Source organism: Actinopolymorpha sp. B9G3 (assembly GCF_040120725.1).
GTDB lineage: Bacteria > Actinomycetota > Actinomycetes > Propionibacteriales > Actinopolymorphaceae > Thermasporomyces.
Genome location: NZ_JBEEAB010000026.1, coordinates 1 through 22,403, shown reverse-complemented (window position 1 = coordinate 22,403; position 22,403 = coordinate 1). Strand labels below are relative to the sequence as shown.

Here is a 22,403-nt window from a genome sequence, read left to right as displayed (position 1 = left end):
GCGTCCGGCTCAGTCGAGGACGAGCAGGTCTCTGGTGGTCGGGGTGAGCAGCTCCGGTCGGCCACCGCGCACGATCACGGTGTCCTCGATGCGGACGCCGCCGCGGTCCGGAAGATAGATACCGGGTTCGACGGTGACGGGAGCGCGACCGCCGAGTTTACCCTCCGCGGTCCTGGCGAAGAACGGGTCCTCGTGGATCTGAAGCCCCACCCCGTGGCCCAGACCATGGGTGAACCGCTCGCCGTAGCCTGCCTCGGCCACCACGTCTCGGGCGGCGGCGTCGACGTCGGCGAGCTTGGCCCCCGGCGCGACCGCGTGCCGGGCGGCGCGTTGTGCGGTGCGTACGACGTCGTAGATCTCCCGCTGCCATTCGACGGGCTCGCCGCCCACCACGAAAGTGCGCGTGCAGTCGGCGTGGTATCCGGCGTGTCTGGCGCCGAAGTCGATGGTGAGGAAGTCGCCGCGCTCCAACTCGCGATCCGTGGGCTGATGGTGCGGGATGGCTGCGTGCGGGCCGGATGCGACGATCGTGGCGAATGCGAGGCCTTCGGCGCCTTCGGCGTACATCCGATATTCGAGGTCCCGCGCGATGGCACGCTCGGTCCGTCCCAGCAGCGTGGTGCCGAGCAGTCCCTCCAAGGCCCGGCACGACATCGCGCAGGCGGTACGAATGTGGTCCAGCTCGGTATCGTCCTTCTCGATCCGCAACCCCTCGACGGCCCGCGCGAGCGTCGGCGTCTCGAGCCCGGCGTGGTCGCTATGGATCGCGGCCAGAGCGTCGACGGTCAACGCATGTGTCTCCACGCCCAGCCGGGTGACGGGTATCTCCACCGCGTGCTGGACCAGGACAGGCAGCAGGCGCCGGTCGACCACGATGTCGAGGTCAGGGCACTCCGCCGCCGCCTGGTCGCCGTAACGGCCGTCCGTGGCGAGGACGCAGGTGCCGTCCACCGCCACCAGCAGGGCAGCGTTGGAGCCGGTGAAACCGGAGAGGTAACGGACGTTGACCAGGGCGCTCACCAGCGCGGCCGGAACGTCCGTGCCGGCCAGGACGCTGCGAAGCCGCTCTCGTCGGGCGGCATGGATGTCGGGCACGACATCCAGCCAAGCGCGGGAGTGAGGTCCCCGCAAGTCGAAACGTCAGCGAGGTGTTCCGGGCAGGTTCACCAGGGCGCGGAGCGCGAGCCGGTAGGAGTCGAACCCGAACCCCGCGATGGTGCCGGTCGCGACCCCTGAGACGACGCTCGTGTGCCGGAACTCCTCGCGGCGCCCGGGGTTCGTGAGGTGCACCTCGATGAGCGGCGCCGTGAGCTGTGCACACGCGTCGCGGACGGCGTAGGAGTAGTGCGTGAAGGCCGCGGGGTTGAGGACGACCGGTGTGGAGGCGTCGGCCGCCTCGTGCAGCCAGCGGATCAGCTCGGCCTCGCTGTCGGTCTGGCGTACGTCGACGTCGAGGCCGAGTTCCGCTCCGGTCTTGCCGCATTCGGCGGCCAGGTCGGAGTAGGACAGCGAGCCGTAGACGTCCGGTTCCCTGGAACCGAGGCGGGCGAGGTTGGGGCCGTTCAGGACGAGTACGCGCACGTGCTCAGCCTAGTGTCCGCCCCGGTGATCATGATCGGCTCACAGGGGCAGGCGCGGCCGGCCTGACCCGGTTTCCGCCGGAGTGCTCGCCGGAAATGCTCCATTGGCACCAGCCGGACATGGCGCCTACCGGTCGCCGTGGCGACTCCCGGCGTCACGGCGGCTAGCATCCTCTCGTGAACGATCTGCTGCTCATCCTTCTCGTCGGGGCGGTGATCGTCGTCGTCCTGTTCGTCCTCCGCTCGAGAGACGCGAAGCAGCCGAGCGTCGAGGAGCAGCAGAGACCAGGGCCGACCAAGCTATTGTCGCAGCCGATCGACCCCATGGTGCTCTCCGTCGTGGTCGGCCTGCTCGGACGGAGCAGGAAGGTCCAGGCGGTGAAGGAGCTCATGCGGGCCACCGGCCTGGGCCTCGCCGACGCGCGGGCCCTTGTCGATGCGATCCAGACCGGCCACCGCCCGCCGGCGACCGTGATCACGGGTGAGGCAGTGGACGTCAGCCCTCGCGCCGACGACGGGATGCCGGCCGCCCCCGGAGCGCGCGGACTCGCCGAACGCGCCCGCAGCATGCGCGCCGCCGGGCGGGAGGTCGAGGCGATCCGGCTGGTCTGCGACGAGACTGGCATGGACATCCCGGACGCCCAGAAGTTCGTCCGCTCCCTCTGAGTGGCTCTTTGCCCGACCGGACTCCCGGTTGCCTCGGCCCGATGCCGGGCAGGTAGCCCAGGGGAACCATCCGGACCGGCCACCCATTCCGACCCCTCCACGCGACGCTGCGCGAACGCCGGCCGGGAAGGAGGAGGATCGATGGCGATCTGCGAGGTATGCGGCAACGACTACTGGATGGCCTTCGAGGTACGCACCACCGCCGGCAAGGCGCACACCTTCGACTCGTTCGAGTGCGCCATCCATCGACTGGCACCGGTCTGTGAGCAGTGCGGGTGCCGCATCGTCGGCCACGGCGTCGAGGTCGCCGGACAGTTCTTCTGCGGCGCCCACTGTGCCCGCGTGTCGGGCATCGAGCACGGCGACGAGGTCAGGGACACCGCGGGAGCACGCCCGTCCTAGCACTGTGGCCGCTGCGCGGATCCGGCGCGGCCTGGCTCTGGGGCCGGTCCACCCGGAGTCAGGTGGCTTGGGAGTCAGGTGGCTTGGGAGTCACGTGACTTGCGAGTAGCCGCCCGGGAGCCAGGTCATCCGGTCAGTGCGTCGTAGGCCTCTCGGAGCATGGTGACGTCGGGACCTTCGAGGATGCCCGGCTTGGCCAGCCCGTCCAGGACGACGAACCGCAGCATGTCTCCCCTGGCCTTCTTGTCGACCCGCATGCCGGCGAGAAGCGTCGGCCACTGGTGGAGACGGTAGGACGTGGGGAGGTCGAGGCTGCCCAGGATCTCCCGGTGCCGCTGCGCTGTCCCGGCATCCAACCGGCCGGCCAACCTGGCCAGTTCCGCGACGTACACCAGCCCGACCGAGACCGCCTGCCCGTGCCGCCACTGGTAGCCCTCGGCACGTTCCAGGGCGTGGCCGAACGTGTGACCGTAGTTGAGCACCTCGCGGCCGAGCCCTCCCCCGCTGGTGGCGGCCGTCTCGGTGAGGTCGTCTGCCACGACCGCGGCCTTCACCCGGACCGAACGCTCGACGAGGTCTTGGGTGACCGGGCCGTCGGGACGTAGGGCGGCAGCCGGATCGCGTTCGATGAGGTCGAGGATCACCGGGTCGGCGATGAAGCCGCACTTGACGACCTCCGCGAGGCCGCTGGCGTAGTCGTCGGCAGGGAGCGTACGCAGGGTGGCCAGATCGCAGAGCACCCCGGCGGGTTCGTGGAAGGCGCCGACCAGGTTCTTGCCCTCAGGGGTGTTGATCCCGGTCTTGCCGCCCAGTGCGGCGTCGACCATCCCCGCCAGTGTGGTCGGGACCTGGACGACGCGGACACCGCGCAGCCAGGTGGCCGCGACAAAACCCGCGAGATCGGTCGTCGCACCACCACCCACCCCCACCACCACGTCTGAGCGGGTGAAGCCCCAGCGCCCGAGTGAGGACCAGCAGGTGGCGGCTACCTGAGCCGTCTTGGCCTGCTCGGCGTCGGGTACGTCGAGCAGGTGCACGACGTAGCCGTGTCCGGCGAGGTCGTGCCAGAGCGCTTCGGCGACGTCGATGAGCGCGGCCTGGTGGACGAGGGCGACCCGGCGGGTCTCCGGCCCGAGCAGGCCGGACAGTTCCTCGAGGACTCCCGTGCCGACGACCACGTCGTAGGGCTTCGCCGTCTCGACCCGGACCCTCGTCGGTTCGGGTGCGTTCCGGCCCGACTTTTCCGCCCCCGCGTCGGTCATGACAGGAACCTCACGATCTCGTCGGCGATGTCGTCGGGCTCGCGCCCGTCGGTGCTGACGGCCACGGTGGCCACCTCGGCGTACAGCGGGCGCCTCGCGTCGAGAAGCTGCTTCAGCTGTCCCCGGACGTTGCCCAGCAGCAGCGGTCGGGAGGTGGCCAATCCGACCCGGCGAACCGCGTGGGTCAGCGACACGTCGAGGAAGACGACCCGCTGGGAGCACAGGTCCTTGCGGGTGCGGTCGTCGAGGACGGCGCCGCCGCCGAGCGCGAGGACGCCCGCGTGCTCGGCGAGAGCCGTCTTGACCGCGGTCCGCTCGAGCGCCCGGAACGCCGGCTCGCCCTGCTCGACGAAGATGTCGGAGATCGCGGTGCCGGCCTTCGCCTCCACGTCGGCGTCGGTGTCGCGGAACTCCACCTTCAGGCGCGCGGCGACGAGCTCTCCGATGGTGGTCTTGCCTGATCCTGGCGGGCCGATCAGGACGACCTTCGGTGCCATCACCGGATCTTCAGCTGGTCGAGGTAGGCCTGGGCGTTGCGGCGGGTCTCGGTCACCGAGTCGCCCCCGAACTTCTCCAACGCCGCGTCGGCGAGCACGAGCGCCACCATCGCCTCGGCCACGATCCCGGCGGCGGGGACGGCACAGACGTCCGATCGCTGGTGGTTCGCGCGGGCCTCCTCGCCGGTCGCGACGTCGACCGTCCGCAGCGCCCGCGGCACGGTCGAGATCGGCTTCATCGCCGCGCGGACGCGCAGGGTCTCTCCGGTGCTCATACCGCCTTCTGTTCCGCCTGAACGCCCGGAGGTCCGCCTGATCCCGTCCGGCGTGGCGGTGATCTCGTCCTGTGCCGCCGATCCGCGGCTCCGGGCGAGTTCGAACCCGTCACCGACCTCGACGCCCTTGATCGCCTGGATGCCCATGAGGGCGGCCGCGAGGCGCGCGTCGAGGCGGCGGTCCCAGTGGACGTGGCTGCCGAGCCCGGGCGGGAGCCCCCAGGCGACGACCTCGACGACGCCGCCGAGCGTGTCGCCCTCCTTGTGGGCGTTGTCGACCTCGGCCACCATCGCGGCGCTGGTCTCGGGGTCGAGGCAGCGCACCGGGTCGGCGTCGATCCGCTCCCGGTCCGCGGCGGTGGCGGGTACGCTGCCGGGCTTCGCGCGGACGGTGCCCAGCTCGACGACATGGCTCACGAGGGTGATGTCGTAGGCCTGGTCGAGGAAGGCGGTCGCGACCGAGCCCAACGCGACGCGGGCCGCGGTCTCGCGGGCACTCGCGCGTTCGAGCACCGGGCGGGCCTCGTCGAATCCGTACTTCTGCATTCCCACCAGGTCGGCGTGCCCAGGTCGTGGGCGGGTGAGCGGTGCGTTCCGGGCGAGACCCTCGAGGATCTCCGGGTCGACCGGGTCGGCCGCCATCACCTGCTCCCACTTGGGCCACTCGGTGTTGCCGACGCGGATCGCGACCGGGCTGCCGAGGGTGCTGCCGTGGCGGAGGCCGCCGACGAACTCCAGGTCGTCGCGTTCGAACGACATCCGCGCGCCACGACCGTAGCCGAGCCTGCGCCGGGCGAGGGCGTTGGCAACGTCGTCGGAGGTCAGGCGGACGCCAGCGGGCAGTCCTTCGAGGATCGCAACCAGGGCGGGGCCGTGGGACTCGCCCGCGGTGAGCCAGCGAAGCATGACAGAAGTCTGTCACGGGGGGTGAGCGCGGCCCGCTCGGGTCGGCCCGCCCCGCCGTTCGTGGCCGAGATCCCCGGCGGCTGCGCGCCCGCTATCGGATTCCGTACCAATGGATCAGATCGTCCCCGTACGCGACCGCCGCGACGAAACCGAGGATCAGGAACGGTCCGAACGGGATCGCGGACTTGAGGGTGCCCCGCCGGGAAGCGATCAGCCCGAGACTGACGAGCCCGCCGAACACGAAGGCGGCGAACGTCCCGAGCAGGACGTACGCAGGACCGAACCAGCCCAGGCACAGGCCGAGAACGCCACCCAGCTTGGCGTCGCCCAGCCCGATGCCCGACGGTATGAGGACCACGAAGAGCGCCAGGAATCCCCACAACGCGGCTCCACCGACCGCTGCCCACGCAAGGCTCCCCCAGCGGCCCGAGAAGACAGCGGCCAGGACGAGTAGGGCACCGACGACGGCGTACGACGGCAGAACGACCGCGTTGGGCAGCAGCCGCACCCGCAGGTCGACGTACCCGAGGAGGACCCCGGTGACGACGACGTAGAGCACGGCGGGCAGCACCGGGTCGGCTCCCACCCTCCAGGCCATGAAGCCCCAGCCCACGGTCAGCGCCAGCCCGCACACGACGGGGAGTGGGGGCCAGCGCGCCAGGTCGGCGTACGGCGTCTTGGTCTCGCCGTCGGCGAGGAGCGGCTCCGGCAGCCTGGCCAGCCACCGTGGGACGACCATGCCGGCCACTCCCCCGAGTACGGCGCAGGCCACGACCAGGGCCACGGAGAACGTCACGGGTCGCGAGCTTAGATGACGATGGGCCCGCTGATTCTCATCCCTGGGTGGGCGCCGCTTCGGCGGGTTCGGGTGCCGGCTCCGAGGGCCGGGTGACACGGGTCCTGCGACGGGTGACACGGGCCGCGATCGGGTCGGTGAACCGTGCGGTCAGCGGCCCGAGGATGACGAGGATCAGGACGTACGCCGTCGCCAGCGGACCGATGCGGGGCTCCACCGCGACGGCGAGTCCGGCGATGACGATCGAGAACTCCCCGCGTGCCACCAGCGTCCCACCCACCCGCCACCGCCCAGCCGGTCGAATGTCCGCCCGCCGTGCCGCGTACCAGCCGGTGGCGATCTTGGTCGCGGTGGTCACCACGGCGAGGATCAGGGCGGGAATCAGCACCGCCGGGATAGCGGCCGGGTCGGTGTTGAGACCGAAGAACACGAAGAACACCGCCGCGAACAGGTCGCGCAACGGGGTGAGGAGGTTCCGGGCCCCTTCTGCGACCTCGCCGGAGAGGGCGATGCCGACGAGGAAAGCTCCGACGGCGGCGGAGACCTGGAGTTCCTGGGCGACGCCGGCGACGAGCAGGGTCAGGCCGAGGACCACCAGGAGCAGCATCTCGGGGTTCTCCGACGACACCGCCCGGCTGATGATCCGGCCGTGCCGCAGCGCGAGGTAGAGCACGATGCCGACCGTGCCGAGGGAGATGAGGAGCGTGAGGCTGGCGCCGGCGAGCGTCAGTCCGGCCAGGATGGCGCTGAGAATCGGCAGGTAGACGGCCATCGCGAGGTCCTCGATGACCAGGACCCCGAGGATGACCGGTGTCTCGCGGTTGCCGAGCCGGCCGAGGTCGCCGAGGACCTTCGCGATCACGCCGGACGACGAGATCCAGGTGACACCGGCGAGGACGACGGCAGCGACTGGTCCCCAACCGAGAAGCAGGCCGGCGGCGGCGCCGGGCAGGGCGTTGAGGACGAAGTCGACAATCCCGGACGGGTACTGGGTCTTGAGGTTGGTGACCAACTCGGACGCGGTGTACTCGAGCCCGAGGAGAAGGAGCAGCAGGATCACGCCGATCTCGGCGCCGGTCGCGACGAACTCCTCGCTGGCGGCCAACGGGAGGAGCCCGCCGTGGCCGAAGGCGAGTCCGGCGAGCAGGTAGAGCGGGATGGGAGAGAACCCGATGCGTTCGGCGAAGCGGCCGATGATGCCGAGGGCGAGGATGATGGCGCCGAGTTCGATGAGCAGCGCTGTGGTGGCATGCACGCGGTTACCCTCCGGCGATCAGATCGGCTACCGCGTCCACTCCTTCGCGGGTACCGACGACGACGAGAATGTCGCCGGTGGCGAACCGGAAGTCCGGGGTGGGTGACGGGACGGCCGCGGTTCGCCGGATGACGGCGACGATGGAGGCGCCGGTTCGGGTGCGCGCCTGGGTGTCGCCGAGAGTACGCCCGCTGTAGGGGGTCCCTGCCGTGAGGGGAATGTGCTCGGTGACCAGGTCGATCTCGATGGTGTCCTGCAGATGGGCCACCGGATCGTCCGGGGTGAGGAGCTTGGCGATGGCCCGAGCCTCGTGCGGGGCGAGCTGGACGGCATCGCGACAGACGTCGTCGTCCTCGGGGTCGTGGAAGCCCAGGACCCGCAGCCCGTCGTGCTTGACGACGACTGACAGGTGGTCGCCGTGGTCGGTGGCGAGATCGTAGCGGGCGCCCACGCCGGGCAGGACCGTCTTGCTGGGGTGGGCTGTCGGCTCCATGCGAGGACTCCGTACGAGCGGTCGAGGATGGACGGGCGCCCAGACAGTCTCCCAGCGCTCCGCTCACCGGCGTACGACTGGTACCTGCGGGGCCGAACGCATCCCCTTCACGCGGCGGGCGTCTCTCCGGACGGTTCGGGCTCGCCGGACTCTCCGAACCAGCGGGCGAGCTTGCCGCGCCGGCCGACCGCGCGGAGCCGACCCTCGGCCGCGTGACGCACCTGAGGTGTGGTGATCAGCAGGAGCTCGTCGCCCGCCCGCAGCACGGTCGCGGGATCCGGCACCAGGGTCGTCCCGTTGCGCACCACGAGTGTGACCACGGTGGGCTTGGGCAGGCGGAGTTCGAAGACTGTCACGCCGTGGAGCCGGGATCCGGGCGGGATGGACACGGTGAGCAGGTCGGCGTCCAGGACGTCCAATGGCGCCGACTCCACCTGGACCTCCTGGAGCGTGCCGGGGCGGGTCAGGCGGAGCAGCCGGGCCGCGAGGGGAAGGCTCGGCCCCTGGACGAGGGTGAAGATCACCACGAGGACGAAGACGATGTCGAGCAGATACCTGCTCCCTCCGACACCGGCGACGATGGGAAACGTCGCCAGCACGATGGGCACCGCGCCGCGCAGCCCGGCCCAGGAGATGAAGGCCTGCTCGCGCCATGGCACCCGGAACGGCACCAGGCAGGCAACGACCGAGGCAGGTCGGGCCACCAGCAGCAGGACCAGGCCGACGGCGATGGCCGGTACGACCGCCGACGGCAGCTCGCGGGGGTTGACGAGGAGTCCGAGCATGACGAACAGGCCGATCTGTGCGAGCCACCCCGCACCCTCGGCGAACGAACGGGTCGCCGCGCGGTGCGGCAGGGACGAGTTCCCCAGGACCACGCCCGCAAGGTAGGCGGCGATGATGCCACTGGCGCCCACCGCCCCTGCCGCGGCGAAGGCGCTGATGCCGTAGCCGACCGTGGCGAGCGGGTACAAGCCCGCCGCCGGCAACGCGAAGCGCCGGAGGGCAGCGGCGCCGAGCCACGCCAGGACCAGTCCGATCGCGGCGCCGACGGCCAACTGGTAGAGCAGGCTGCTGATGAGGAACGTCGGGCCGGGCAGTCCCACGGCGGTGCTGAAGACCAGGACGAGGATGATCGTGGGTGCGTCGTTGAATCCGGACTCGGCCTCCAGGAGACCGGTGACCTTGCGCGGCAGCGGCAGCGCCCGAAGAACCGCGAAGACAGCCGCGGCATCGGTCGAGGACACGATGGCGCCGAGCAACAGCGCCAGCTGCCAGTCGACACCGAGCAGGAGATGTGCGCCCGCGGCGGTGACGACGACCGAGACGGCCACACCCGCCGTGGCGAGAATGCCGGCGGGCAGCAGCAGCCGTCGTACGTCTGACCACCGGGTGGTCAGGCCACCGTCGACGAGGATGACGCCGAGCGCGCCGGTCCCCAGCGCCTGCGCGACCTGGGCGTCGTCGAACTGAACGCCGAGCACGTCCTCGCCCAGCACGACCCCCACGGCGAGGAAGAGCAGGAGGCTTGGCAGGCCGATCCGGTTGGCCAGCCTGGCGGCCGCGATGCTGGCGAGCAGGACGGCGCCGCCGACGAGAAGGACGAGGTACAGCTGCTGAAGGGTCATCGTTCCGGCCCCGCCCTGTGCGTCGTCGTCTCAGTGGCAGGCGTCCCTGGACCCCTCCCGTCGTCAGCGACGGTCAGGGTGACGGGTGCCTGGGGCGTGGCCGCCGGTGCCGCGACCGTGATCGAGGAGGTGGACCCCGATCCCCGCCATGACCAGGCCGGCCGCGATAAGCAGGCCATGTCCGAGAGCGATGCCTGTCGACAGCGCCATGACGGCGACTCCCATCAGGAGCCAGCCCGGCCACCGTCGTGGATCCCGGAGGTCCTGCGGGGGCCCTGAACCGCACGCCCGAGCCACGCGAGGATCCTCCCGCCCCATTCGATCCTCAGGCTCAGCGAGGGGCGCCTCGTCGAGATCCATGCCCCCTCCTTTCCGCGGCCGGCCTGGAGGCGAGCTGAGCTCTGCGCAGCCGCACAGCCATCTCTCGCCTCAGCCTGCCCACTCTCGGTCTTCCGTCCCATCGGGTCCAGCACCCATTTCTCGAGGTGGACAGCATGTACGTGCGTCGATTGCCCTGGTACGTCCACGACTGTGACCGGGGGTGGATGAGCAGCTCCGGGGATAGTGGAGGCAACGAGATCTGAGGAGGTCGGGCGCCGTGTCCCTGTTCTGGCGGATTTTCCTGCTCAACGCCGTGGTCCTCCTCGCTGCCACCGCGCTTCTCCTGCTCGGACCTGTCACCGTGTCGACGCCTGTCCTCCTCACCGAGGCCCTGATCCTGTCCGTCGGACTCGTCGCCATGCTCATCGCGAACGGCGTCCTGCTCCGGTTCGGTCTCGCACCGCTGGAACGCCTCAGCCGGCTCATGACGACAATCGACCTGCTGCGCCCCGGCCCGCGTCCGCTCGTCAGCGGCCACGGCGTGATCGCGGACCTGATCCGGACCTTCAATTCCATGCTCGACCGACTGGAGGCCGAACGTGGGAACAGCAGCGCGCGGGTTCTGTCCGCGCAGGAGGCCGAGCGCAGCCGCATTGCGCAGGAGCTCCACGACGAGGTTGGACAGACGCTCACTGCCGTACTGCTCCAGCTCAAACGCGTGTCCGACCAAGCGCCTGCCCACATGCGGACCGAGCTGGCACAGGTCCAGGAGACCACCCGCGACAGCCTTGACGAGATCCGCCGGATCGCCCGCCGGCTCCGTCCTGGAGACCTGGAGGAGCTCGGCCTGCGCAGCGCCCTCAAGGCCCTTGCCGCGGAGTTCTCCACCCATGCCGGGCTCACGGTGCACGCGCGGCTCGACTCCGACCTACCCGAGCTCGGAAACGACGCCGAACTGGTCGTCTACAGGGTGGCCCAGGAGAGCCTCACCAACGCTGCGCGCCATGCGGAGGCGCGCCGCGTCGACCTGACTCTCCGGCACCGGCCTGCCGGTGTGGAGCTCCTTATCCGTGACGACGGGCGAGGCATCGGCCGAGCGGCCGAGGGCGCGGGCATCACCGGCATGCGCGAGCGCGCGCTGCTGATCGGCGCCGGCCTGACCCTCGGTCCCAGCCCGTCCGGCGGCACCGAGGTGTGCCTGCATATCCCCGCTACCAACGAAGGACAGTGACCAATGTCCGAGCGGAGGACGCGCATCCTGCTCGCCGACGACCACGCGTTGGTACGCCGGGGCGTCCGGCTCATTCTCGACAGCGAGCCTGATCTCATGGTCGTCGCCGAGGCGGGCGACGGGGCGGCGGCGATCGAGAGAGCCCGTGCCGTCCGGCCCGACCTGGCCATCCTCGACATCGCCATGCCTCGACTGACGGGGTTACAGGCGGCGCGCGAGCTCTCCCGGATCCAGCCGGACCTGCGCATCCTCATCCTGACCATGCATGACAACGAGCAGTACTTCTTCGAGGCGCTCAGGGCAGGAGCGTCCGGATACGTGCTCAAGTCCGTCGCCGACCGCGACCTCGTGGCGGCCTGCCGGGCAGCGATCCGGGGCGAACCCTTCCTCTACGCCGGCGCCGTCACCGCCCTCATCCGCCACTATCTCGACGACGTACGAACAGGCGGCATCCCCGAGCGGGCCATCACCGACCGCGAGGAGGAGATCCTCAAACTGGTCGCCGAAGGTCACAGCTCGAAGGAGATCGCTGACATCCTCGTCATCAGTGTCAAGACGGTGGAACGACATCGCGCGAACCTGCTGCAGAAGCTCGGCCTGCGCGACCGGATCGAGCTCACCCGCTACGCGATCCGGACCGGCCTGATCGAACCGTAGGCCTGTCGTCGTCCCCCTCCCGGCCCGGTTCCTGGTGCGTTAGATAAGTCGTCCGAAGGGCGGCTACGCCGTCAGCGGCGTTGCGGCGGGCCGCGGTCTCACTGATGCCCATCAGTGCGCCGATCTCGCGGTAAGGGAGGTCGGCGACATAGCGGTAGGCCACCGCGGCCCGCTGCTTCGGCGGCAGTGTGCGTACCGCCTCCCACAGAGCGTCGTCCCCTGCGGGCTCCTCGTGCCCGACGCCGGGCTCGGGCACCGTCGCTGTCGGCACCGGGTTCCTCGCGGCGGACCGGTGCCGGTCGATCGCCTTGCGGTGGGCGATCGTCACCAGCCACGCCCGGACGTTGCTGCCCGGACGGAGCCTCGGATAGGCCTCCAGGGCGGCCAGGAACGTCTCCGACCACGCGTCGTCGGCATCGACAGGATCGAGAATGGCCCGGCAGACCCGCAGGACCACGAGACCGTGCTCCTCCACCACCTGCTCGAACGGGACCACCTGCTCGGAGGGCTGCACGGTCATACCCTGTCAACGCGTGGCGGCCGTCGTTTCGTGAGGTTGCCCAGGGCGTCGGAGGGATGCCTCTCCCTCAGAGGGCGTACGGCAGCTTGAACACGTCTGTCGGGTCGTACTTCGCCTTGGCCGCCCGCAGCCGGTCGAGGTTGGGACCGAAGTAGAGCTTGCCGCTGGGGCGGCTCGCCTCGAGGTAGTTGACGTAGCCGCCGACGGCCGAGCCGGCCACCGCCTTGTGCCCGGCGGCGATCCATTCCCGGGCCTGTTGGCCGGTGGCGCCGCCACGCTCGGAATACCACTGGATCGACGCGAACGACCGACGCCACGGGAACGCGGTGGCGTCCACGGCGAGCCGCGAAACCGCACCACCCAGGGGGTCGAAGATCGCCGTGGCCGCGAGCCGCGTGTCGTGGGCCCTCGTGTTCATCGCGGCGAGGACAGCCGAGATGCCGGAGTCGGTGAGCGGGGTCCCGAGAATGTCGGTGCCGGCGTAGAAGACGGTGCGCGGGCCATCCGGGTCGGGTCCGAACCGTCGGTCGGGGGTGGACGAGTGCGTGTGCGGTTTGCGGCCCACCGCGCCGATCAGCCTGTCCAGCGCCTGGCCCGGATCGTTCGCCACGTCGACACCGAAGACGCTCGCGGTCTGCGAACCGGACGGGTTCGCGGTCAGCCGCAGCGACGGCCATACCTCGTCCGGCGCCGTCCGCAGATACCGCTGCCAGCCCTGCACCACCGCGGCCGCATCGGGCCAGTTCCACTGCACGCTGAAGGTCCCGATCAACGGCGAGGCGACCGTCTTGAACCAGAACTCCGTCACCACGCCGAGCGTCCCGCCTCCTCCGCCGCGGCAGGCCCAGTACAGCTCGGGTTCGCTCGTGGCGTTCGCGATCCGGACCTTGCCGTCGGCGGTGACGACCTGCACCTGTGTGACGGTGTCGCAGGTCATGCCGTACGCCCGGTTGCCGAGGCTGAGCCCGCCTCCCAGGGTGAGCCCGGCGACTCCCACAGTGGGGCATGATCCGGCCGGGATGATCCGGCCCTTGGCCTCGAAGTCGGTGTAGACCTGCTTGAGCGGTGTACCGGCGCCGACCCGCGCCGTTGTGCCGTCGAATGTGATGCCGGCGATCGGTCGTACGGAGATGACGATGCCGCCATGGTTGGTCGACGCGCCGACGTAGGAGTGGCCGCCGGACTTGCCAGTGAGCGGGAGCTTGAACCGCTCGGCGAACTTCAGCGTCGTCGCGACGTCAGCCGGGTCGCTGCATTCGGCGACCGCCGCCGGAAGCACACTGTCGTACGCGGGGTCGTACAGCTGATGGGCGACGGGGTACCCCGCATCACCGGGGCGGAGCAGCTTGCCCGACAGGCTCTCGGCGAGTGCCTTCCAGTCTGCCGGCGTGGGCGTGCCCAGGGGCGCGGGTGGGGTCGGCGGCTTCGGTGGCCTGGCGGTCGCCGTGCCACCGCCGGTGCCGTCGACGGGGGTGATGCCGTTCTTCTCGACCCCCTTGCCGCAGCCGACCAGACCGGTGACTCCGGTGAGCAGCGCTGCGCCCACCAGCGCCCGCCGCCGGAGCCCCTGCGTTCCTGCTAGCTGGGCGCCGTGTACGTGACTGTCGAGTACCTGTGCGTCGTGCTGGACCCCCGCCATGGTTCCCCCCGTGTTGTGTGACGCACCGCGGCGGCACCTATGTGCTGTCCGCGGCCAACCCCCTCGCCTCGAGCGCCCTCTCGCCCGCCGTACGCATCACGGCCACCGGCGCCGGTGAACGTCGCGTCATCAACTCCACCTGGACCCCCGCCTGGTGCACCAGCAGGTCGAGACCCCCGACAACCACCCGTCCGGCGTCCGCCGCCACCGCCGCCAGCCGGGTCGGCCACGGGTGGTAGAGAACGTCGAAGACGACCTCGGTCCGCTCGACGACCGCTTCGGCCAACGGGCCCGCCGCCCGGTCGGGCACCGTGGACACCGCTACGTCGACGGCGCGGCACTCGGATGCGACCTCCCACGACACCACGCTCGTCCGGACCCCCAACGTCGCGGCCAATGCCTGCAGCTCACCTGCCCGGGCGGGATCGCGAGCAACCGCGAGGACGTCGACTATCCCGATTTCGGCGAGCCCGGCAAGGGCGGAGCATGCAGTCGCCCCCACCCCCAGCAGCAGGGCACGACGGGCGGACGTCACGCCTCGCTCCCGCAGGGCGGAGACGATTCCGGGGACGTCGGTGTTCGCGCCGATGCGCCGGCCCTCGTCGAGGATCACCGTGTTGACCGCGCCGACCTGCCGTGCCTGGGAGGAAACCTCGTCACACAAGGGGATCGCGGCCCGCTTCAACGGCATCGTGAGCGACAGCCCCCGCCACTGCGGGCCGAGCCCGTCGAGGAATCCCGCGAGGCCCTCCTCGTCGACCTCGAACGCGTCGTAGCGCCAGTCGAGCCCGAGTTCGGAGTAGGCGGCCCGGTGGAGGACCGGCGACAGGGAATGGGAGATCGGCGAACCGAGAACGGCGCAACGCCGGACTGACCCGCCCTGCTCGGCCCCGTCAGCAGCGGTCGGCATTCGCCCGGCACCACTGCTGGAACTCGGCGACGTACTGGTCGTGCTCGCTGTAGGTCTGCGCGAACTTCGTCTCACCCGAGTCGGGATTGACGGTCACGAAGAACAACCACCCGCCGGGCGCGGGTTTGAGCGCTGCTTGCAACGCCCGCTCCCCGGGCGCGTTGATCGGGCCAGGCGGCAGGCCGACATGTCGATAGGTGTTGTACCGCGAGGAGACGGCACGCTCCTTCCTGGTCGTGGAGACGGTGTCGTACCGGTTGACCGCGTAGTGCACGGTCGAGTCCAGCTCCAGTCTCTGCTCCTCCGCCAGCCGGTTGTAGATCACCCGGGCGACCCGCGGAAAGTCCTCCGGCCGGCGCGCCTCGGCCTCCACGAGGCTCGCCACCGTGACCACCTGCCGTGGGCTGAAGCCGAGATCGCGCGCGCCTGCCGCGAGGCCGAGCCCTTCGGCCACCTCGACGTGCCGCGCCACCATCTCGCGGAGCAGCGAGTTTGCCGTGGTACCGGGGTCGATGTCGTACGTCGCCGGGAAGAGCATGCCCTCCGCGCCGCCCTTGGCGTACGGCGGAAGCTCGAGGCTCTCCGGATCCTTCAACGCCGCTGCGAACTCCTTCTTCGGGATGCCGGTCTCCTCCGACAGGATCGCGACCGTCCTCGACACCCGCCTCCCCTCCGGCACCGTGACCCGCTCGAGGATCCGCGCCGTCGGGTCGAGGATCAACGCGAGTGCCTCCTTGGCGCCCATCTGCTCCCGGAGGCGGTAGAACCCGGGCTGGATCCCGAGCGCACGGCTGTCCTTCCTGGCCGCCCGCGTGAAGGCCTCGGCACTCTTCACCACGTTCTTGCCCTCGAGCGTGTACGCGATGTCGCGGCTCGTGTCGCCCGGCGACACCTGCACGACGATCTCTCCCTGACCTGGCCCGGAGTAGTCGGGAACGGTGAACGCATTGGCCAGATAGGACTGGCCCTTGACCGCGACGAACGCGACCGCGCCACCGAGAATGACGAACGCCACGAAGACAGCCAGGCAACCGCGGCCCCGACGTGGCCGCACCCGAGCGGTGGTGCGGAACCCGAGCTCACTCACTGGTGGTCCTTCCCCTTCCCATCGCGCTTCTGACGGGGTTTCCTCCGGCCCTCGGTCAAGGACGTTCCTGGTGGCGCACCGCTGGAACGCTCGGCGTCGAGAGCGCTCTGGAGGATGATGGCAGCAGCGGCCTGGTCAATGCGTTCCCGCGTTCCGCGAATGGACAATCCCTGGTCCCGAAAGTTTCGCTGCGCGCCCACGGTCGACAACCTCTCGTCGACCAACCGGATCGGCACCGGGCTCAGCCGGGTGGCGAGGGCGAGGGCGAACTCACGGGCCTTCGCGGCGGCCGGGCCTTCGCGGCCGGAGAGCGAGATCGGCAGACCGACGATCACCTCGACCGCGTCCACCTCGGCGACAAGCGCGGCGATGCGGTCGAGGTCACCGCGACCACGGGCGACGGTCTCGACCGGAACTGCCACGCTGCCGGCCGGGTCCGACCGCGCGATGCCGATCCTCACGGTGCCCACATCGATCCCCAGCCGAACACCCGCGCGCATCGCCTAGGTCCTTCGTCGATCAGCCGCTCGTGACCCGGTCCCTGATGGCCTGCTGGACGCCTTGCAGCGCCCCTGACGCCTTCGCCGGATCGGTGCCACCGCCCTGGGCCACGTCGTCCTTGCCGCCACCTCCGCCGCCGAGGATGCCGGCCGCGATCTTGACCAGCTCACCGGCGCGAAGGCCGCGGTTGCGAGCCTCGTCGTTGACGGCGACCACCACCGAGGGGCGGCCGCCTGAGGCACCGACGACCGCGACGACACCGGGCCGGTCCCGCGGGATCCGGCCCCGGACGTCGAGGACGAGCTTGCGCAGATCACCAGCCGACGCGCCTTCGGGCACCTCGTGTCCGACGAAGGCGACGCCCGCGATGTCCTCCGGATTGGCTGCCAGGTCGCCAGCGGCGGCAAGCACCTGCTGGACCCGGATGCGTTCGAGCTCCTTCTCGGCGGCGCGCAGCCGGTCGACGATGCCGGCGACCCGCTCCGGGAGTTCCTCGGGTCGGGCCTTCAACGCCTCGGACAGCTGGCCGAGCAGGACGTGCTCGCGGGCGAGGAAGCGGTACGCGTCCGCGCCGACGAGGGCCTCCACCCGGCGGATTCCCGCACCGATGGACGACTCTGACAGCAGCTTGACCACGCCGAGCTGGCCGGACCGGCCGGCGTGGGTACCGCCGCAGAGCTCGCGCGCCCACTCACCGACCGAGATCACCCGGACGTCGGTGCCGTACTTCTCCCCGAACAGGGCCATCGCCCCGGAGGCGCGCGCCTCGTCGATCGGCATGACCTGTGCGGTGACCGGGAGGTCGGCAAGGAGCAGTTCGTTGACGCGCTCCTCGGCCTCGGCGAGGACGCTCGGTGGGACGGGACCGGTGGCGTTGAAGTCGAACCGGAACCTGCCCGGCGCGTTCTCCGAACCGGCCTGTGCCGCGGTCTCGCCGATAGCCTCCCGGAACGCCTTGTGCACCATGTGGGTCGCGGTGTGCGCGCGGGAGATCGCCCGGCGGCGTTCGACGTCGACCTGCGCGCTCGCCGTCTGACCGGCGACCGCCTCGCCGCGGAGGACCTTCGCCTGGTGGACGATGAGCCCACCGAGCGGCGACTGGACGTCGTGGACGGCGAGCCTGGCACCGTTGGCGAGTTCGATCACGCCTTCGTCGGCGAGCTGCCCGCCGGCTTCGGCATAGAACGGCGTGCGGTCGAGGACCAGCTCGACCGTCTCGCCCTCACGGGCGGCCTGTACCGGCTCGCCGTGCAGCAGGAGCCCGGCGACCTGCGCCTCGGACACCACCTCGTCATAGCCGGTGAACTCCACCGCCCGCCCCAGCGCGTCGGCGACACCGCGGTAGGCGGACAAATCGGCGTGCCCGCTCTTGCGTCCGGCAGCGTCCTCCTTCGCGCGAGACCGCTGCTCGGCCATCAACCGGCGGAACCCGTCATCGTCCACGGCGAGCCCGCGCTCGGCCGCCATCTCCAGGGTCAGGTCGATCGGGAAACCGTAGGTGTCGTGCAGCTGGAACGCCTTGTCACCGGTGAGAACCTCGCTGCCGGCCTGTCTGGTCTGTTCCACGGCGAGGTCGAAGATCTGCGTACCAGTCTTGAGGGTGCCGAGGAACGTCTCCTCCTCGGCGTAGACGACCGAGCTGATCCGGGCCCAGTCCTGCTCGAGCTCGGGGTAGGACAGCTTCATCCGCGACAGGCTGACGGGCAGCAGCTCGGGCATGGTGGGCACGTCGACACCGAGGAGCCGCATCTGCCGGACCGCCCGGCGGATGATCCTTCGGAGCACGTAGCCGCGCGCCTCGTTGCTCGGGGTCACGCCGTCGCCGACGATCATCATGGCCGAACGCACGTGGTCGGCGACGACCCGCAGGCGTACGTCACTGTCGTGGTCGGCGCCGTACTTGCGCCCCGACAGCTCCGTCGCCCGGTCGAGCACCGGTCGGATCTCGTCGTTCTCGTAGATGTTGTCGACGCCCTGGATGAGGTAGGCCATGCGTTCGAGGCCCATGCCGGTGTCGATGTTCTTCGCCGGCAGCTCACCCAGGATCGGGTAGCCCTCCTTGGCGGGGCCCTCGCCGCGTTCGTACTGCATGAAGACGAGGTTCCAGAACTCGAGGTAACGGTCCTCGTCGACCTCCGGCCCACCGTCGGGGCCGAACTCCGGGCCGCGGTCGAGGTAGAGCTCGCTGCACGGTCCGCAGGGCCCCGGCACGGTCATCGACCACATGTTGTCCGCCATGCCACGGCGGACGATCCGGTGCGGCGGCAACCCGATCCGACGCTCCCAGATCCGGGCGGCCTCGTCGTCTTCGAAATAGACCGTCGCCCAGATCTTCGACTCGTCCAGGCCGAACCCACCGTCGGAGACCGGGGTCGTGATCAGCTCCCAGGCGAGCTCGATGGCGCGTTCCTTGAAGTAGTCGCCGAAGGAGAAGTTGCCGTTCATCTGGAAGAACGTGCCGTGCCGGGTGGTCTTGCCGACCTCTTCGATGTCGCCGGTACGCACACACTTCTGCACGCTCGTCGCCCGTGGGTAGGGCGGCGTCTCCTGTCCGAGGAGGTACGGCTTGAAGGGCACCATGCCGGCATTGACGAACAACAGGTTCGGGTCGTCGAGCAGCAGGGACGCCGATGGGAGGATCGTATGTCCGCGCTCGCCGAAGAAGCGCAGGAAGCGCCGGCGAATTTCCGCCGTCTCCATCAGCGGGTGTCCCTCCAGGTCGTGTCGGGGTCGTTCGCGAACCGCGCGGCTGCGTCGGCGTCGAGCCCGCCGCCGTGACCGTTGGGGTGGTGGTCGTCGAGTGCGAGAGCTTCGCGCAGCTCCTGCTCGCGTGCCTCCATGCCGGCCCGGACCTCCGCACCGAACGCCCGGACGGCATCGCCGAGGCCGGAGAGCTGCTTGGCCACGCCTTGGGGGGTGAACTGGTCGGCCTTCTGCGAAAGCTTGCGGACGACCAGGATCCCGACGGTGGCGCCGACCGCCACCCAGAAAACTCGCTTCATCGGGCCCGTGCTCCCTTCCGGCGCTGGCCCTTCATCTCCGACCTGACCCGGCGTTCGACATCTCTGCGGTCGTGGGCGTTGATCGCCCGGCGGACGCCGTAGGAGAAGGCCGCAAACTTCACCAGTGGCCCGCCCAGGGTCGCCGCGAACAGCGACGACAGCCCGGCGACGTTGTCGGACACGGTCTCCGCCCGCGCGGTGATCGTGTCGACGCGGGCCAGCTGGGCGTTGGTGGTGCTCACCGTGGTCGTGACCTCACCGAGCAGGGGCAGGCTCTGGTCGGTGACACCGCGTACGAGCAGGCGGGTCTCCTCGAAGACCCTGCCCAGCTTGAGGATGGGGTAGGCGAGAACGCCCACCAGCAGCAGCAACGCGCCAGCTGCCATAAGTCCCGCAATCTCACCGGCAGTCATGGCGTCCAAACCTATAACCCCCGAGGAGCGTTCGTACGCCGCCCCATCGATGCCGTGTCGGACGACGATCTCTGCGTCCCCTCCTGTGCATGTAGAATGCATGCATGGTGGCCCTGCAGATTCGCGACGTTCCCGAAGAGGTCCGCGACGTCCTGGCCACCCAGGCCAAGATCCGCGGCCAGTCTCTGCAGGCCTATCTCCTCGAGATGGTCACCATGGAGGCACGCCGAGCAAGCACTGTCGGCCGGATTCTCCAGCAGTTCGAGGGGCGGACGGACGGCTCGCGGCTGACTCGAGGCGCAGCCGGTCGCCTCGTCGACGAAGTACGCGCCGGACGCGACCGTCGGGCAGGCCACGATGATCATGACGACGATGATCACGACACCGGTGCGCCATGATCATCGTCGATGCCTCGGTTCTGACCAACGCGTTCACCGACGACGACATCCTGGGCGACCGGGCACGAGCCGAGCTGGGTCGCGACCATCACTGGGCCGCACCCGAACAGCTGGTGGCCGAGACCTTCGCTGCCATCCGGGGCCGACTCATGGGCGGCATGATCGGCCCCGCGCGGGCTCACGACGCCGTCCGGGCGCTCATGCAGATCCCTGTCGACCTGCTCGCGGTCCAGCCGCTGCTGGCCAGGATGTGGGCAGCACGGGATCACGCCATCGGATACGACGCCGCCTATGTGGCGGCCGCCGAAGTCAACGACTGCGCGTTGGTCACCGCAGACACCCGCCTCGCCCAAGCGGCCAGAACGCTGCAATGCCGTGTGCGGCGTGCCTGGCCGCCCACCTGAGGCGTCACTCGTCGCCGGCGAGGATGCGGCGGATCCGTTCGAGCCGTTCGCCGTACGCCTTCTCCGCCCCACGGCCGGTCGGTTCGTAGTAGGTCCGCCCTGCCACGACATCAGGTGCATACTGCTGGGCGACGATCCCGCGGCGGTCGTCGTGGGCGTAGGAGTAGCTCGCTCCGTGGCCCAGCTTCTTCGCACTGCTGTAGTGCGCATCGCGAAGGTGCGCCGGCACCGACCCGATCCGGCCGGACCGGACGTCATCGAGTGCTGCGCCGATGGCCTTCACCACGGCGTTCGACTTCGGCGCCAGTGCGAGATGGATCACGGCGTGCGCCAGGTTGATCGCGGCCTCGGGCAGGCCGACGAACTGCGCCGCCTGGTGCGCCGCCACCGCCACGCCAAGCGCCGTCGGATCCGCCATGCCGACGTCCTCGCTCGCGAGGATGACCAGCCGCCGGGCGACGAAGCGCGGATCCTCACCGGCCTCGACCATCCTTGCCAGGTAGTGCAGTGACGCATCGACGTCACTCCCCCGGATCGACTTGATGAGCGCACTGGCGACGTCGTAGTGCTGGTCGCCGTCACGGTCATAGCGGACCGCGGCCCGGTCGACGGCCGTCTCCAGGGTCCCGAGGTCGACCTCGGCCGCGCCGAGGGCGATCGCGGCGCCCGCGCCCGCCTCGAGATAGGTGAGCGCACGGCGGGCGTCTCCCCCGGACATCCGGAGCAGGTGCTCCTCGGCATCCTCCGCCAGCGTGACCGTGCTGCCGAGGCCACGCTCATGAACCAGCGCGCGGTGGATCAATCCACGGATGTCGTCGTCGGAGAGGGGCTCGAGGCGCAGCAGCAGCGACCTCGACAGGAGTGGTGAGATCACCGAGAAGTACGGGTTCTCGGTCGTCGCGGCCACCAGCGTCACCCAGCGGTTCTCGACGCCGGGAAGCAGGGCGTCCTGCTGGGACTTGCTGAACCTGTGCACCTCGTCGACGAACAGCACCGTCTCGCGGGTGCGACCCAGCTCCCGGCGGGCCGTGTCGATCACCGCGCGCACCTCCTTGACCCCCGAGGTCACGGCGGAAAGCTCGACGAAGATCCGGTTGGTCTGTCGGCTGAGGATGGCGGCGATCGTCGTCTTGCCCGACCCGGGCGGCCCCCACAGCAGCAGCGACGGCACGCCGCCGTCGGTCGTCGGTGGCGTCCGGCCCTGATCACGATCTTCCGGACGATCACCCTCGATCAGCCGGCGAAGCGGCGCACCGGGCGCCAGCAACTGCCGCTGACCTACGAGATCGTCGAGGCTCTGCGGACGCATCCGGACCGCCAGCGGTGCCGACAGGTGGTCGGCGTCGGCCAGACTTCCAGAGGCGCGAGGAGCCGCCGGTCCGGCCGAACCTCCGGATACGTCGAACAGGGCGTCGTCCGTCACGGCCACGAGACTAGCCTCGATCTTTCGTGGGCTGTGGGTGAGTTCGGCGCGTAAATGTACGGAAGTGCCTGTCCGGCTTGGAAGAATTCGGCTTGTCGAAGGTCGAAGTCGTCCGAGCGGAAAGGCACTCCGTAGGT

Annotated in this window: 25 protein-coding genes; 6 read left to right on the top strand and 19 right to left on the bottom strand. The window is 70.2% G+C overall.

From position 1 onward, the window contains the following. Nucleotides 1-9: 9 nt before the first annotated feature. Together ABNF93_RS29795 and aroQ are read right to left on the bottom strand one after the other, a co-directional pair. Entirely contained in the window at nucleotides 10-1,095 is a 1,086-nt protein-coding gene (locus ABNF93_RS29795) for an aminopeptidase P family protein (RefSeq protein WP_349331557.1), read from the bottom strand. A 45-nt stretch (nucleotides 1,096-1,140) separates the two neighbouring features. Beyond that, nucleotides 1,141-1,581, bottom strand: a complete 441-nt coding sequence (aroQ, locus tag ABNF93_RS29790) for a type II 3-dehydroquinate dehydratase (RefSeq protein ID WP_349331556.1) — start codon at nucleotides 1,579-1,581, stop codon at nucleotides 1,141-1,143. Between the two features lie 176 nt (nucleotides 1,582-1,757). On the opposite strand from aroQ, the gene ABNF93_RS29785 reads away from it, so the two are divergent. Further along, on the top strand, nucleotides 1,758-2,246 hold the full coding sequence (locus tag ABNF93_RS29785) for a hypothetical protein (protein WP_349331555.1): 489 nt from the start codon (nucleotides 1,758-1,760) through the stop codon (nucleotides 2,244-2,246). Nucleotides 2,247-2,387: 141 nt separating this feature from the next. Beyond that, the gene (locus tag ABNF93_RS29780; RefSeq protein ID WP_349331554.1) at nucleotides 2,388-2,648 is read left to right on the top strand and encodes a metallothionein; all 261 of its coding nucleotides are present in this window, start codon (nucleotides 2,388-2,390) and stop codon (nucleotides 2,646-2,648) included. 125 nt (nucleotides 2,649-2,773) lie between these two features. Here ABNF93_RS29780 and aroB read toward each other — a convergent pair whose 3' ends face one another. From aroB to ABNF93_RS29740, 8 genes are all read right to left on the bottom strand, one after another. Next, entirely contained in the window at nucleotides 2,774-3,910 is a 1,137-nt protein-coding gene (gene aroB / locus ABNF93_RS29775) for a 3-dehydroquinate synthase (RefSeq protein WP_349331553.1), read from the bottom strand. Further along, nucleotides 3,907-4,407 carry a shikimate kinase gene (locus ABNF93_RS29770; protein WP_349331552.1) on the bottom strand — a complete coding sequence of 167 codons (501 nt, stop codon included), beginning with the start codon at nucleotides 4,405-4,407 and terminating at the stop codon, nucleotides 3,907-3,909. Before ABNF93_RS29770 ends, aroB begins: the two co-directional genes overlap by 4 nt. Next, nucleotides 4,407-5,588 (bottom strand): chorismate synthase, encoded by a 1,182-nt coding sequence (gene aroC / locus ABNF93_RS29765; RefSeq protein ID WP_349331551.1) that lies wholly within the window; start codon nucleotides 5,586-5,588, stop codon nucleotides 4,407-4,409. The genes ABNF93_RS29770 and aroC overlap by 1 nt, the downstream gene beginning before the upstream one ends. Nucleotides 5,589-5,679: 91 nt before the next feature. Continuing rightward, complete coding sequence (locus ABNF93_RS29760) at nucleotides 5,680-6,384, bottom strand: prepilin peptidase (protein WP_349331550.1); 705 nt, start codon at nucleotides 6,382-6,384, stop codon at nucleotides 5,680-5,682. Between the two features lie 37 nt (nucleotides 6,385-6,421). Next, nucleotides 6,422-7,639: a cation:proton antiporter gene (locus ABNF93_RS29755; protein ID WP_349331549.1), complete on the bottom strand. Its 1,218-nt coding sequence runs from the start codon at nucleotides 7,637-7,639 to the stop codon at nucleotides 6,422-6,424. A gap of 4 nt (nucleotides 7,640-7,643) precedes the next feature. Then, complete coding sequence (locus tag ABNF93_RS29750; protein ID WP_349331548.1) at nucleotides 7,644-8,132, bottom strand: cation:proton antiporter regulatory subunit; 489 nt, start codon at nucleotides 8,130-8,132, stop codon at nucleotides 7,644-7,646. A 107-nt stretch (nucleotides 8,133-8,239) separates the two neighbouring features. Then, nucleotides 8,240-9,760, bottom strand: coding sequence for a potassium/proton antiporter (locus tag ABNF93_RS29745; RefSeq protein ID WP_349331547.1), 1,521 nt, complete (start codon nucleotides 9,758-9,760; stop codon nucleotides 8,240-8,242). A gap of 63 nt (nucleotides 9,761-9,823) precedes the next feature. After that, nucleotides 9,824-10,120 carry a DUF3040 domain-containing protein gene (locus tag ABNF93_RS29740; protein ID WP_349331546.1) on the bottom strand — a complete coding sequence of 99 codons (297 nt, stop codon included), beginning with the start codon at nucleotides 10,118-10,120 and terminating at the stop codon, nucleotides 9,824-9,826. Nucleotides 10,121-10,358: 238 nt separating this feature from the next. Here ABNF93_RS29740 and ABNF93_RS29735 point away from each other — a divergent pair, with 238 nt between their 5' ends. Further along, nucleotides 10,359-11,312, top strand: a complete 954-nt coding sequence (locus ABNF93_RS29735) for a HAMP domain-containing sensor histidine kinase (protein ID WP_349331545.1) — start codon at nucleotides 10,359-10,361, stop codon at nucleotides 11,310-11,312. Between the two features lie 3 nt (nucleotides 11,313-11,315). Next, nucleotides 11,316-11,969, top strand: a complete 654-nt coding sequence (locus ABNF93_RS29730; RefSeq protein ID WP_349331544.1) for a response regulator — start codon at nucleotides 11,316-11,318, stop codon at nucleotides 11,967-11,969. On the opposite strand, the gene ABNF93_RS29725 is transcribed toward ABNF93_RS29730, so the two are convergent. The 8 genes from ABNF93_RS29725 to ABNF93_RS29690 all read right to left on the bottom strand — a co-directional run bounded on the left by ABNF93_RS29725 (nucleotide 11,929) and on the right by ABNF93_RS29690 (nucleotide 20,041). Beyond that, on the bottom strand, nucleotides 11,929-12,489 hold the full coding sequence (locus ABNF93_RS29725) for an RNA polymerase sigma factor (protein ID WP_349331543.1): 561 nt from the start codon (nucleotides 12,487-12,489) through the stop codon (nucleotides 11,929-11,931). The genes ABNF93_RS29730 and ABNF93_RS29725 overlap by 41 nt on opposite strands. Nucleotides 12,490-12,556: 67 nt before the next feature. After that, complete coding sequence (locus tag ABNF93_RS29720; protein ID WP_349331542.1) at nucleotides 12,557-14,128, bottom strand: FAD-binding oxidoreductase; 1,572 nt, start codon at nucleotides 14,126-14,128, stop codon at nucleotides 12,557-12,559. A gap of 37 nt (nucleotides 14,129-14,165) precedes the next feature. Further along, nucleotides 14,166-15,038, bottom strand: coding sequence for a shikimate dehydrogenase (locus ABNF93_RS29715; protein WP_349331541.1), 873 nt, complete (start codon nucleotides 15,036-15,038; stop codon nucleotides 14,166-14,168). Beyond that, entirely contained in the window at nucleotides 15,022-16,125 is a 1,104-nt protein-coding gene (gene mltG / locus ABNF93_RS29710) for an endolytic transglycosylase MltG (protein WP_349331540.1), read from the bottom strand. The genes ABNF93_RS29715 and mltG overlap by 17 nt, the downstream gene beginning before the upstream one ends. Then, on the bottom strand, nucleotides 16,122-16,625 hold the full coding sequence (gene ruvX / locus ABNF93_RS29705) for a Holliday junction resolvase RuvX (protein ID WP_349331539.1): 504 nt from the start codon (nucleotides 16,623-16,625) through the stop codon (nucleotides 16,122-16,124). Before ruvX ends, mltG begins: the two co-directional genes overlap by 4 nt. Nucleotides 16,626-16,644: 19 nt before the next feature. Then, a complete protein-coding gene (gene alaS / locus ABNF93_RS29700) occupies nucleotides 16,645-19,326 on the bottom strand; it encodes an alanine--tRNA ligase (RefSeq protein WP_349331538.1) in 2,682 nt (893 codons plus the stop codon). Further along, nucleotides 19,326-19,628: a DUF6167 family protein gene (locus tag ABNF93_RS29695; RefSeq protein WP_349331537.1), complete on the bottom strand. Its 303-nt coding sequence runs from the start codon at nucleotides 19,626-19,628 to the stop codon at nucleotides 19,326-19,328. The genes alaS and ABNF93_RS29695 overlap by 1 nt, the downstream gene beginning before the upstream one ends. Continuing rightward, on the bottom strand, nucleotides 19,625-20,041 hold the full coding sequence (locus ABNF93_RS29690) for a DUF948 domain-containing protein (protein WP_349331536.1): 417 nt from the start codon (nucleotides 20,039-20,041) through the stop codon (nucleotides 19,625-19,627). Before ABNF93_RS29690 ends, ABNF93_RS29695 begins: the two co-directional genes overlap by 4 nt. 104 nt (nucleotides 20,042-20,145) lie before the next feature. On the opposite strand from ABNF93_RS29690, the gene ABNF93_RS29685 reads away from it, so the two are divergent. Further along, entirely contained in the window at nucleotides 20,146-20,439 is a 294-nt protein-coding gene (locus tag ABNF93_RS29685; RefSeq protein ID WP_349331535.1) for a hypothetical protein, read from the top strand. After that, nucleotides 20,436-20,843, top strand: a complete 408-nt coding sequence (locus ABNF93_RS29680; RefSeq protein ID WP_349331534.1) for a type II toxin-antitoxin system VapC family toxin — start codon at nucleotides 20,436-20,438, stop codon at nucleotides 20,841-20,843. Before ABNF93_RS29685 ends, ABNF93_RS29680 begins: the two co-directional genes overlap by 4 nt. Before the next feature lie 4 nt (nucleotides 20,844-20,847). Here ABNF93_RS29680 and ABNF93_RS29675 read toward each other — a convergent pair whose 3' ends face one another. Then, nucleotides 20,848-22,266, bottom strand: coding sequence for a replication-associated recombination protein A (locus ABNF93_RS29675; protein ID WP_349331533.1), 1,419 nt, complete (start codon nucleotides 22,264-22,266; stop codon nucleotides 20,848-20,850). Between the last annotated feature and the right edge of the window lie 137 nt (nucleotides 22,267-22,403).